Genomic DNA, 11,221 nt, shown 5'->3' on the forward strand with positions numbered 1-11,221 from the left:
GAATAGCTTTTTCGCGTTTTCATATACACTCCAGTTGAGATAATTATCCCTTAACTGGCTGTGTGAATCTATTGGAGCACGTCAAAATGCGTTTAACTAATTTAAAAGTATAATAAAAATTACATTTATCAAGTAACTAAATAGTGACTAAATTTGATATTTATATAGGCCAACACGCAATTTTAATAGAACTGCTGTAATAACAATAGGTTGAGCCAATTTCTAAATGTAATTGGCTTTATGTTGAAGAAGTGAAGAAAAGGAGCTCTAGCTTAAAGAAGGTTGGGTTAATGTAATAGCTAATATCTATAGCCAATACTAAGCATTGGGTATGAGCCGTCATTGTACACATTAAATGTAGCACCAAACGTGTTCTGCGCAACTAAATCAGGACACTTTTCTTAAGGAACTTTGCTCATATTCTATTGGCGACAGATCACCATTAGCGGTATGAAGTCGCTCTAAGTTGTAATAGCGCATATACGCAGTTACATCATTTCTCATATGTTCACGAGTTGGTTGTGGTATTTTCAATAGCCAATCATGTTTTAAGCTGCCGAAGAACCTTTCAACTACCGCATTATCCCAACAAGCACCAACATCACCCATGCTCGCTCTTATACCGAAATTGGCTAGCAATTTACGATAATGCTTACTGGTGTATTGTGAGCCTCTATCCGAGTGAAACACTAAGCCTTTAGGCGGTTGGCGCAAGTTATAAGCCTTCATCATAGCTTTGCTTACTAAGTCAGTCGTCATTCGTTTGTCGATATGCCAACCAACGATGCGGCGTGAATATAAGTCCATAACAATGGCTAAGTACATCCAGCCTTCACCTGTTCTTAAGTAAGTCACATCACCAGCCCAGACCTGATTTGGTGCAACAGGGTTAAAGTTCTGGTTCAACAGGTTATCAGCAACAGCATCACTGTGTTTGCGTTTGGTTGTCACCTTGTATGCCACTCGTTGAGTCACAACTAAGCCAAGTGTTGCCATTAACTTCTGAACGCCATAATCACTGACGTTAAAGCCCTCTCTGCGTAACTTCTTTCTAAGCTCCCGATAACCTAAGCTATTTCTGCTTTTCTCGAAGAAGTGCTTTGCCATTCGATATAAGTTCAGTTGCTCTGCTGTGATGATTTTGACTGGCCGTTTGAGCCAAGCGTAATAAGCACTACGGCTTACTTTCATCACTTTACAGAGCTTAACTACGGGAAATGCCGAAGATAACTGCTTAATCGTTTTAAACGTTACTTGGTTTCCTTTAGCAGGAGGGCGCTGGCCTTTTTTAAAATCTCTTTTTCCATCCTTAGCTCTTTATTTTCCTTACGTAGTTTTAGCAGCTCTGCTCGTTCATCCGCATTTAAACTGGCTCCAGATTGCTCAGCCTCGAATTTAGCTTTCCAGTGATAAAGTAACTTATCTGTGATACCTAAAGACGCTGCTGCTTTTGGTACGCTGTAGCCTTGCTCGGTTACCAATTTGACAGCTTCTTGTTTAAATTCAGCCGTGTAACTTCTGTTTGTTCGTTTTGTCATTTAACACCTCAATAATTGGATTATATTCCATTATTAAAGTGTCCTGTTTGATTAAAGCAGATCAGTTATCTGAACGACCGGTATACGATCAGATAGCTAGTCTACAACGGAGGCTCCTCTAACGTCTGCTATTCGCTCAAAGCGGTCTCAGAAATCGCTTGTCTATATTGCGTTGCACCATCAGATTTATAGCGATGAATTCTTTTTAGCTTAGGCTGGTCGTGGTTACTGAATAGGAGAAAACCATGATTATTGGGTATCAAGTTTTTGAATCATCTGGCCATATCTGGGAACAATATCAGGAGAATTCGGTGTTGAGTGAGGGCCTGGCACTCAAAGTTCATGGGATTGCCAAACAGAGCGAACCCGGGAAGGATTTTTATATCAAGGCTGTACTTCAAGATGAGGTGTCTGATCCTCACTTTTTGCCGAATAGTGATACACCAATTAATTCAGAGAGCGAATTGGGCGCATTGGCCTCAGAGTTCGATGGCGAGGTGATGCTATCTAATCCAACCGATATAGCAACGATGCCGGCAATAGCCGCTGCTCGGCGTCTTACTCAACGCTCTCATTCTACACATACCATAATTGTTCCCGATAATGTTGAGTCTATTTGGTCTGGGGATGGCGCTGGTGAGTGGCTACCGGCCTTGGTATATATCCCTAATATGGAAATTAATCAGCAAGAATTGTGATGTTCGTGAATAATGGGGCAAATGAAAGACTGCCCCGTTATCGAAGGTCCACTAAGGTTGCTATATCAGTTAAAGAGCCAATATATATTTTCCGCTCCTGTTCAGAAAATTGTTTCTCATTACAAATGACAAAGCGATATTCTTGTTGATATTGAAATTTATAGTCTTTGCAAAAAGGCAGATGCTCGCTCTCGATAAGGGTTTTTCCATCAAAATACGGATCGATGTACCTCACGCTCCCTCGCTTTAGTAAGGTATGGTTCGATTGGAATTGCTTTGTGCACACTCGCAATCGGTTATAAAACTCATCTGGTTCATGAATTATGACGACTGCTTCAGCATTCCAATCTGCGATCATTCTATAATTGATGGCATCAGTGAAACAAAGCGTTAAAAAGTCTGGTGACGACACTGTGTATTTGAAACATTTAGCCCCCGATATTTCCGCCTGTTCCTTTTCGCTCAAATAATGAATGAACTGTAGTTGAAGTTCGTCGTCTTTCACAGATAGGTTATCAGAGTGCTTATAGTTTGAAGCACTTTGAAAGAATATGCCGCCGTCTTGGTGAAGCTCATGCATGAATTGGTAGCTACCGAACCGGAACAACTTGTTATCACAATTTTCCTTGAGACAACGATGTATTTTCTGGGCTTTGTATTTCACCGTTTCACTTGGCGCCAACATCGCCGTTGTAGCCTTATCTAGGGGGTATTTAGCTTGGAAATAACCTATTCCCCCTGGGCGAAGTGACATCTCCGCGAGCACATGGCTCAATCTTGCATGCGGATTTAGATCCTCGTTACGAGGTACTACCATACTGACGCTATCAAGCTCGAACGTGTTGTTTAGTAATTGCCATTGACGTTCTGCAAGTTGCTTGTCTGGCACTCCAGACAGATATCTCTTCTTTCGTGAAAGGTAAATCCCTATCACGTCCATCAATGAATTATTGTGTATCAATTCGATGTCCAACTAACGTTTGATGGTGAAGTCTCTCATGCCCAGAGGGCGGCTGTCTCTGCGCTTGATGACGGGTTCTTCTTCAATCAGAGTAAGTAGCCTCTCATGATTGGGATCAGACTTAAACTTGTCGTCATTAATATAACTGTCCAGTTCAGCTTGGGTCGAAAATCGCTCATAATCACAATTATCGCACCTCACATATAGCTCATCTAAATACAGCACGCCGGCATCAGAACAATTCGGACATGCACTGCCAATTTTTGGCATTCTTATCTCCAGCCACGATGGTTCAGATGTTTTCCTCAACAGACTTGCTTGAATGACTGGCTTTCTTAGATTCCATTGCCTCGATTACTCTGACCAAATTTTGATGGCCGGCTGAGCAATAGCTGGCCAGGTATTCTTTCCCTTCAATAATTTTTATTTCAGAGAGACCGATAGGCTGCCTACAGATTCTCCGTGAGGCTGGGAATTTATGTGTACAGATTTGTACTTTTTTCATCTTAGCGCTGCTTCTAGCATAAAAGTATGACCCAACAGTTGCTAAAGTACTGACGCCAGTCATTACTGCCAAAACCGTTTCTACCGGACTGACGCCGGCTGCAACCCATGCTGTTCTTCGAGACCCTGGAGGGGTTACCTCTAATTCCACTCCAGCATATTGACGTTTGGTTAAAGTGCTAAATGAATTGGTTTTATCTTGAATCGAGTTTTTGGGATTTCTAAATGCCTTACGTCGACCGGCTCGATTTATGGCCAACGTTTCATCAAGTGGAAGAAATCCATCTTTTATTTTATACATTTTCAGTTACCATCCCTTAACTTCCCACGTTAATTAACCTTATAAGAATAAATTCTTAGGGTCCAATAAATATCCAACTGTGACAAAAGACGAGAACGATTTACCCGAAGAAAATTGCCAGGTCGTGCTGTATAGCAAATCGCCTACAGCAAGGCTGGACGCGGTATTCAGCAATGGCGTTTTTAAAATTATAGGGCACTGGGCCATAAAAGAATTAAGGCCTGAAGATGTGGAAATATGGGACTACAAAGGACAGGTTGATTAAAAGTTTAGTAATATAAAAGCACTTCAGAAGCAGGACGTCTGGCTTTAGAGGATATCGTCCTGCTCACTTTGAAACGAATTACACGTTTCGCGCTCTTGTATGTGGCCTTTAGTGTTTTGCAATAATGGTTGGACACAAGCACATGGCTAAAATGCGGCCTAATTGAGCTGGAGAGTCTATCAATCTCCATATGTCTTTCTGTTTTAAAGCCTTCAGCTGTATATTGTGTGAAAGTTTGTCCTTGCCCATCTAACGGCAAGTACGGTGGATCTAAATAGCACGACTTCACTCCTGAATACTGAGGTAATTTCATTGTGACCTGTTGGATAAAGTCGACAAAGTCCAATGAGTAAAATTCAGCACTAGCAAACTTTTCTGCGAAATACGTGATTTCAGCAATGGGGAAATACGGATTTTTATAACGTCCCATAGGGGTGTTGAACTCGCCTTTCGCATTGAACCTGAGTAGCCCATTAAAGCAATGCTTTGATAGGTAAAGTAACAATATTGCCCTTTCTTCTCTATCGGAGCTGGCATTGAAATGATTTCGTATTTGATAGTAAAAATCGTGCGTGTTAGTTGATTGCGTAAATAACCGACTAGCTTCTCTAATAACAGAGACATGATCGCGCTGAACCATTCGATAAAGACTCACCAAATCCGCATTGGCATCGTTCAGGCAATAATGTTGATAGTCTGTATTCAATGACAGTGAACATCCTCCACAAAATGCTTCGACTAGCAAACTGCCTTTAGCCGGTACATGCTTTAATAATCGGTCCATCATCAGCAATTTGGAACCTGGATATTTAATAAATGAACGGGCCTTCGCTGTTTTCATATATTTCTTACTTTAACGATGTAGTGACTGCTTTATCTTCTAAAACAGCAAGGCCGATGACGGCAACGATTATTAGTAAATAGTCAGATATTGGAAATATCGATTGTGTTAATGCTAAAGACAGTAGCCAAAGAAACATCTTCAGCGACAGTGCATAGTAATTCACCTTTTTCATTTGAACTAAATGCCTTTGAAAGACGTTTGGTGTGACTGGCTATATTGCTTTTCTACGAGCCGCAGCCTTAGAGCAAGGATTTCTACTAGCAACTCAGCATCAGTGAGCGCATCGACGGGATCCCTGCTCTTCGAGGCTTCTATTTGTTGTCTCAACCAGTTAGAGGTGCTTGGTTCGTGAATTAACATTTCTTCATCTATGGTGCTCATTGTGTTGTGGCTCCTGTCAATAATGTACGATCACATTAGCACTCATTTTTTCTCTTCAAGGCGTTAGGCAATGAAAAATAGATGGGTCTAATCAATTCTTGGCAAAGATGGATTCGGCAAAGAATCTTTCCTTTCCGCACACGCTGAGCCCGGTTTGTAGCCGCAATTCCAAAACACTTGATAGTGAATACATCTTCACTATCGAGATGAGCCGATGTCTTGCCAGCAATTAACGTTTTTTGACTTTAATGGGGAAAACAAACTCGCTGCAGAATCAATTGAAGAGCGAGAAGCGATTGTTCGTCACCATGCCAAACAGGGGGCTTTATTCTTTGTAAGCACCAGTGGCGGCTCTGATTCGTGTGCTATGGCTATACTCATTCAATCTCTGGTACCAGCATCTCAAATTATCTATGTGCATGCTCACCTTGGTGAGGTTGAGCATCCGGGGATCATCGAACATATTAAGCGCTTCAAGCCTAAGTCAATTCCACTCTACATTGTTGAATGTGAGACTAAGAACTTTGTAGACATGGTTTTGGAGAGAATGATGTGGCCTTCACCGAGGTATCGGAATTGTACCTCTACGCTGAAGACCGGCCCTATCGATAAGCTTATACGCAAGGTTTGTGCTGAAAGAAAAATCAGAATTGCCTACAACTGTATTGGGCTGCGTTCGGCTGAGAGTGTTCCCCGCAGTAAGCGCAGCCCTCTTTTTATCAACTCTCGGTTAACACTCAAGAGTGGTAAGCGCGTGGTTTATGATTTTTTACCCATTTTCCATTACTCAAAACAAGAGACATTTGAAGCAATCTATCAGAACAACGAAGTACCCTTTCACGTCTATGAAACGGCCTACGAAAACGGCCAGGTAATAAGGCGAGAGGGGGGAAACGATAGAGTGTCGTGTCAATTTTGCATTATGAGCAATATAAATGACCTCCAGTGTGGCGCAAGGCGCTACCCGGACTCTTACGCGCAAATGGTAGCGCTTGAGAAGGTGACTGGGCACACCATGGCTTTCAAAACTGTCAAAAAAGAAGTGGTGAAAGTTTCCTTAGAAGAAAAGACGGGCATAAAAGCTGACGAGTTAGCGGTGCAACGTTGGGTGAATAAGCTCAGAGCGAGGAAATGTGAAATTGAAGATGCCAAGCTGCAATCAATGCAAGAAAAGGCGAAACAACAAACATTGATCCCGGTGACGAGTGTGAATGGTGACAACCAAACTATTGCCATGCCTTTCTGAGGCCACTTTGTGGCCCGTTTCTTCTATTGGAATACGGTGTTTGTATTTAAGGAACTTCACTATGTTTGATTTTGCGCAAGACTCGATGATGCCTGAATCTACTCAATCGTGGTTGACAGCAATTAACGGTCACTCATTAATGGAAAATGGCACTATGACATCGCTTATAAAGGCTAATGGCCAATGCGTTGAGAGAGTCACACGAATAGGTGAACAGGCCGATTTCTACCGCAACCTGAATTCCCCAGGCTTTTATTCATGCAAACAGCGAAAAGGGGCAAACCGGGGCAAAGTATCTGGTTATGCAAATATCTTCGTAGTTTCAAACCCTTCTTTTGTCGTGTCACTTGCAGGGCGTAGACGAACACTCAGAGAGCGAAAACGATGCGTACATGCCTATGTCAGGGGTAATGTTTTAGGAGCATTTAACGGCTCCTTAGACCTCAGCAAGCTTAAGCGCGTTTACACGGTAACTTATCAGCCTTTCGTAAGGGATGTCTTCTTTGAACGAAATGTTGGGATTAAAGTGCATGAGTTGCCCCAATCCCCCGTTGCATTGCTTTTTGGCGCGAACGTATATTTGGTTCCTGAATGAGCTACCTCAACTCAATGTCAGCGTCCGGGGGTATATGAAACGTTTTTCCGCAGTCTTCACAGTCGACGGTTTCGTTTCTAGGGTCGCCGATGAATCCGTCTTGTTGGGAGTGGCAATACGGGCAGTCCACACGAACTTCACTTGCAATCATCATTGTTTGGGTTTTCATCTGGCAACCCGCCCCATCAAGTAAATTGAATTTATTAAGCCAATTAAAGAAGCCATCGCCAGCGCGATCAGCAGTGGTCCAAGTTCAAGTGAAAGCAACTGTTTGACTGGTTCTTCAGCCAACATGATATAGCAACCAAACCCAATAAGCGCAGCAAGACAGATTGCAAATTGCAGCATGGCTGTCATGTCGAAAGATGGCTGATTCCGGCGTTCCATATGAATTCCTACTTGGATGATTTCTCATAGGTTAAATCAGCAATATTGGGGGGTTGGCAAATAGAGGGGGAAAATACCATCGGTCCAACCAAAAATCCCAATTTGTTGCCAGGTTTGCGTCATGGATGAAACTATCAGCATCAACCACCGAGGATAACTTCAATGGGAATGCAAGCAGAGCTTTTTAATGATGCACCGGCTAATGACGTGCCGACAAAGTCCACTTTACAGTTAGTCAAAGAACTTAAAGACGCTGGGGAAGACTATGAATTTTATCCCACCACCGAAGAGCAATTAAAAGCGGTCTCCGGGCATATACGACAGTTATTTGCTACGTATGAAGTTACCAATCGATACGACGATCCAATAAGAATCCTCGACATCGGCGCCGGCGACGGTCGTTGTCTATCTGCACTAGCCAGCACTATTGCAGAGATTGATTCACGAAAAGTGGTTAAACGGTTTGCCATCGAAAAAGCGACGACACAGATAAAACAATATGCGTCAAAAGAAATAGTCTTGATAGGTACCGATTTCTGGGAAACGAATTTTATTTCAAAAAGCACCGATTTTGGCTTTACTAATCCCCCATTCTCGGAATTCTCTGCTTGGATCCAAACTATCTTGGGTCAGCTTAACTTTAAAGCCCTTTATGCTGTACTACCGCGGCGTTGGCGCAAGGACAAGGCTATTAAAGATGTCATCAAACGGCGCGATATCACTAATGTAGAAATTATCGCAGAATCAGATTTTATCGGTGCAGATAGAGCCGCGAGAGCACCTGTTGACCTGGTGTGTTTTTATTTTGGAGAACTGGATCAAGCTCGCATAGAGAAGAAAAAATTAATCCGCGAAGGCTACAAGCCAAAGCTCGGCGTCAGCGGGAATTGCAGTTTCCAGCTGTTCATCGAGGGTGAACTAGGCTTGGTTAAAACACACTCAGAAACCACCGATAAATTCAATGAATTTGTGGAGAAGGAGCGGATCCGGGCTGAAATGGCCAAACAAGGCACACGAAGCTATGAACTGGTAAAATCTGAGGGGGTTCTTGCCGCATTACTCGATCACTACGAACAAGACATGCAGCAAATACTCGAGCAGTACAAAGCTATCAGCAAGATCGACTCATCGTTATTGGCTGAATTAGGCGTAAAATATGACGCTATCCGAGAGTCTGTAAAGAATAAGCTTTTTGGTATGAGAAATATTTACTGGGACTTACTATTTACGCATTTAACCCCAATCTCCAGCCGGCTTACTACAAAATTCAAAAACCAGCTTTTAACGACGTTAAGTAGCAATGCGCTTGATTTTACGTTGAAGAACGCGCTTTACATTGTTGATTTCTCGATAAATTATGCGAACAACCTGGTCGAAGATAGTCTGATTTCTGTCTTTCGTGACCTGAGCTGTGAAAGTTCAATAAAGCGTTATTACAGTTCGAATGAACGGATGTATAACGATCGGTGGCGGCACAACAATACCGATGACTATAAACAATGTAAGATTACGCTTGATTACCGTTTTATTTATAGCTCATGGGGGAACTTTGGTACTTATGACTGGCAGCGTGGACTGAATGAAAGCGCCCGGGACTTTACCAATGATTTACTTGTGGTCATGAAATTGCTTGGCTATGGCAACTTGTTCTTAACTGAAGACATTTCAAAAATGACCGCAGGGGATAAATTAGCCATTCGGGGCACTGGTCCTGATGGCAAGGAATTGGACTTGGTACAAATTAGGTATTACGGGAACGGTAACCGCCACATAAAAATGAATACTGAAGCCATGGCACGATTCAACATAACAATATCACGATTGCTCGGTTGGGTTCGCAATCGCGCAGAATATCAGAAAGAAACAGGCTGTGCGAAAGTGGATACCAGGGTGTGGGATACAAAAGACCATATCTACATCCAGCCGAATGCTGTGAAATTGCTAAACTAGCAAAAAGACATTGTTATTAAAAGGGGGCATAAAGCCCCCTTTAGTTCCGTTCTAGCCCTCAATTAATCTTTCGAGCTAAGTTGCTTCACTGATACTGCAATCGATAACAGTAGAGCGATAACAGTTAATATTAAAATAACTATTTCAACCATTCGAACGTCCTCCTTTGGTGGGAGGGAGTATGGCCAGTCATCTGCTTCCTTCACAGTTATCTCGTCAGACCGGTACTTACCGTCTAAAGGTATGCGTACTCCCAGTAAGTTTAGGAAGCAGCCATTGTTGTCCAAGCAACGGCCCGAGATAAATTAGGTAAAAAAAGAGGTTTAATATGCCTAATAACTCACATCAAAGTACGCCTTCAGAGCACTGTTATTATATACATGCATTATGAATTTGATAAGAGGGGATTTGATATTATCTTATAGATGTTCTATATTTAAGTTGTCTAAAGGTATGCGTACTCCAATACGCAAACAAATCAGCCCGTCGTCCAAACGGGCTTTTTTGTGTCTGCAATCAGACCAATCATCTAACTCATTCCCTAGCTATAGCAAATGCCCATTCATTAAGTGACGTACCGATCTGTTCAAAATCTCTAACAAGGTTTTCACTGTCAGTTAAGTCAATAAGCTCTTTTAAAATCACCCAAGAGAAAACACCAACCTTTTGCATCAAATGGCGTACTTCTTCATCACTCAAGTTAGGCGTAATTATGTTGCCCTGGCCAACCTGTCTCCCTGCGTTTTGGATGCCTCCATGGGTAAAACTGTGCATGAATGGGCGCATGTCTTCCCACATTCGGGAAAGAAGAGGAGGTTGACGGATACTGGACTCGACTTCCTGGATCAAAGTCCATGCACTTTTCCACTCATCTTTTTGAATAGATTTATCGATTTGTGCATCTGTCGCGCATCTGTGTAGCCACATTGCACGAAACGTCGTTTCAAATAATGGGCGTAGTAAGGCGTAAGCGGATGCGAAATTGCGTTTTTGTGCAAGCATCTGAATGGCATCGCAGTGATTCAAACTAACAAACAACATCGAAGAAACAAGTATTGTTCGAGTTGTCGGCGGCGCAGAGCATAACTCTGTTAACGGCCAAATTCTTTCCAGATGTTCCCTCGCTTTAAAAATGCATTCCATTATGGACTCACTAAATTTCTTATCTGACGTATTGGACTTCAAAATTCTCAACAGAATGAAGCTTTAGAAATTTCGCCAAATTATCCAAGCGCCATGTCCGCAGTTCATTAGTACGCCCGTGACGCATAACGTATGCTGTTTTAGTATCAGCGTTAATTGCAAAAACAAAAAACTTAAGTTCATCATCTTTACTTTCCTGAGCGATGACTCTGGTGATCGCCTTATCGGTGAGTCGCTCAGCAAATGCACCTTCTTTTAAATACAATAAACTATTCATAATTAACAATATGCCATAATGTTTTTCACATAATGGGGTTCTAGGGATTTTCCCCTCTAAAAAGACATAATCCTCTGTAGACCACACCAATAAATGGCTGCGGAGGTGGTTTACTTTCAGCTTGGAGCCTA

At 42.3% G+C, this 11,221-nt stretch carries 16 protein-coding genes; 5 read left to right on the forward strand and 11 right to left on the reverse strand.

Annotation, left to right across the window (positions count from 1 at the left end; all coding sequences use genetic code 11):
* Positions 1 to 387: 387 nt before the first annotated feature.
* Positions 388 to 1,538 (reverse strand): IS3 family transposase gene (locus tag BIZ39_RS18475; RefSeq protein ID WP_085929704.1). Its coding sequence is split into 2 segments (ribosomal slippage): positions 388 to 1,262 and positions 1,262 to 1,538, totalling 1,152 coding nucleotides; the frame shifts between segments, so codons are not numbered across the junction.
* A 311-nt stretch (positions 1,539 to 1,849) separates the two neighbouring features.
* Here BIZ39_RS18475 and BIZ39_RS18480 point away from each other — a divergent pair.
* On the forward strand, positions 1,850 to 2,236 hold the full coding sequence (locus tag BIZ39_RS18480; protein WP_187447673.1) for a hypothetical protein: 387 nt from the start codon (positions 1,850 to 1,852) through the stop codon (positions 2,234 to 2,236).
* A gap of 37 nt (positions 2,237 to 2,273) precedes the next feature.
* On the opposite strand, the gene BIZ39_RS18485 is transcribed toward BIZ39_RS18480, so the two are convergent.
* Genes BIZ39_RS18485 through BIZ39_RS18495 form a run of 3 tightly spaced genes read right to left on the reverse strand, consistent with a single transcriptional unit; the run spans position 2,274 to position 4,002 of the window.
* Positions 2,274 to 3,197, reverse strand: a complete 924-nt coding sequence (locus BIZ39_RS18485) for a hypothetical protein (protein WP_187447674.1) — start codon at positions 3,195 to 3,197, stop codon at positions 2,274 to 2,276.
* A 12-nt stretch (positions 3,198 to 3,209) separates the two neighbouring features.
* Complete coding sequence (locus BIZ39_RS18490; protein WP_187447675.1) at positions 3,210 to 3,467, reverse strand: hypothetical protein; 258 nt, start codon at positions 3,465 to 3,467, stop codon at positions 3,210 to 3,212.
* Positions 3,468 to 3,489: 22 nt separating this feature from the next.
* Positions 3,490 to 4,002, reverse strand: coding sequence for a hypothetical protein (locus BIZ39_RS18495; protein ID WP_187447676.1), 513 nt, complete (start codon positions 4,000 to 4,002; stop codon positions 3,490 to 3,492).
* Positions 4,003 to 4,081: 79 nt separating this feature from the next.
* Between BIZ39_RS18495 and BIZ39_RS18500 the strand changes: the two genes are divergently transcribed.
* The gene (locus BIZ39_RS18500; RefSeq protein ID WP_187447677.1) at positions 4,082 to 4,267 is read left to right on the forward strand and encodes a hypothetical protein; all 186 of its coding nucleotides are present in this window, start codon (positions 4,082 to 4,084) and stop codon (positions 4,265 to 4,267) included.
* Positions 4,268 to 4,271: 4 nt separating this feature from the next.
* Here BIZ39_RS18500 and BIZ39_RS18505 read toward each other — a convergent pair whose 3' ends face one another.
* The 3 genes from BIZ39_RS18505 to BIZ39_RS18515 are packed head-to-tail and all read right to left on the reverse strand — an operon-like array spanning position 4,272 to position 5,492.
* Positions 4,272 to 5,108, reverse strand: a complete 837-nt coding sequence (locus BIZ39_RS18505; protein WP_187447678.1) for a DNA adenine methylase — start codon at positions 5,106 to 5,108, stop codon at positions 4,272 to 4,274.
* Positions 5,109 to 5,115: 7 nt separating this feature from the next.
* Positions 5,116 to 5,283 carry a hypothetical protein gene (locus BIZ39_RS18510; protein ID WP_187447679.1) on the reverse strand — a complete coding sequence of 56 codons (168 nt, stop codon included), beginning with the start codon at positions 5,281 to 5,283 and terminating at the stop codon, positions 5,116 to 5,118.
* Positions 5,284 to 5,288: 5 nt separating this feature from the next.
* A complete protein-coding gene (locus BIZ39_RS18515; RefSeq protein WP_187447680.1) occupies positions 5,289 to 5,492 on the reverse strand; it encodes a hypothetical protein in 204 nt (67 codons plus the stop codon).
* Positions 5,493 to 5,706: 214 nt separating this feature from the next.
* Between BIZ39_RS18515 and BIZ39_RS18520 the strand changes: the two genes are divergently transcribed.
* Both BIZ39_RS18520 and BIZ39_RS18525 read left to right on the forward strand, forming a co-directional pair.
* On the forward strand, positions 5,707 to 6,738 hold the full coding sequence (locus BIZ39_RS18520) for a phosphoadenosine phosphosulfate reductase family protein (protein ID WP_187447681.1): 1,032 nt from the start codon (positions 5,707 to 5,709) through the stop codon (positions 6,736 to 6,738).
* Between the two features lie 61 nt (positions 6,739 to 6,799).
* Positions 6,800 to 7,333, forward strand: a complete 534-nt coding sequence (locus BIZ39_RS18525; RefSeq protein ID WP_187447682.1) for a hypothetical protein — start codon at positions 6,800 to 6,802, stop codon at positions 7,331 to 7,333.
* Between the two features lies 1 nt (position 7,334).
* Here the strand turns inward: BIZ39_RS18525 and BIZ39_RS18530 are convergent, their stop codons facing one another.
* On the reverse strand, positions 7,335 to 7,502 hold the full coding sequence (locus BIZ39_RS18530) for a hypothetical protein (RefSeq protein WP_187447683.1): 168 nt from the start codon (positions 7,500 to 7,502) through the stop codon (positions 7,335 to 7,337).
* Positions 7,499 to 7,720 carry a hypothetical protein gene (locus tag BIZ39_RS18535; RefSeq protein WP_187447684.1) on the reverse strand — a complete coding sequence of 74 codons (222 nt, stop codon included), beginning with the start codon at positions 7,718 to 7,720 and terminating at the stop codon, positions 7,499 to 7,501. Before BIZ39_RS18535 ends, BIZ39_RS18530 begins: the two co-directional genes overlap by 4 nt.
* 162 nt (positions 7,721 to 7,882) lie before the next feature.
* Here BIZ39_RS18535 and BIZ39_RS18540 point away from each other — a divergent pair, with 162 nt between their 5' ends.
* Positions 7,883 to 9,670 carry a DUF4942 domain-containing protein gene (locus BIZ39_RS18540; RefSeq protein ID WP_187447685.1) on the forward strand — a complete coding sequence of 596 codons (1,788 nt, stop codon included), beginning with the start codon at positions 7,883 to 7,885 and terminating at the stop codon, positions 9,668 to 9,670.
* A 534-nt stretch (positions 9,671 to 10,204) separates the two neighbouring features.
* On the opposite strand, the gene BIZ39_RS22055 is transcribed toward BIZ39_RS18540, so the two are convergent.
* Positions 10,205 to 10,813 (reverse strand): DUF6988 family protein, encoded by a 609-nt coding sequence (locus tag BIZ39_RS22055; RefSeq protein ID WP_222936700.1) that lies wholly within the window; start codon positions 10,811 to 10,813, stop codon positions 10,205 to 10,207.
* 19 nt (positions 10,814 to 10,832) lie between these two features.
* On the reverse strand, positions 10,833 to 11,221 hold a 389-nt coding region (locus BIZ39_RS18550), incomplete at its 5' end, for a hypothetical protein (protein WP_239220370.1).

The sequence above is a fragment of the Alteromonas sp. BZK5 genome, from assembly GCF_014349115.1.
Taxonomy (GTDB): domain Bacteria; phylum Pseudomonadota; class Gammaproteobacteria; order Enterobacterales; family Alteromonadaceae; genus Alteromonas; species Alteromonas macleodii.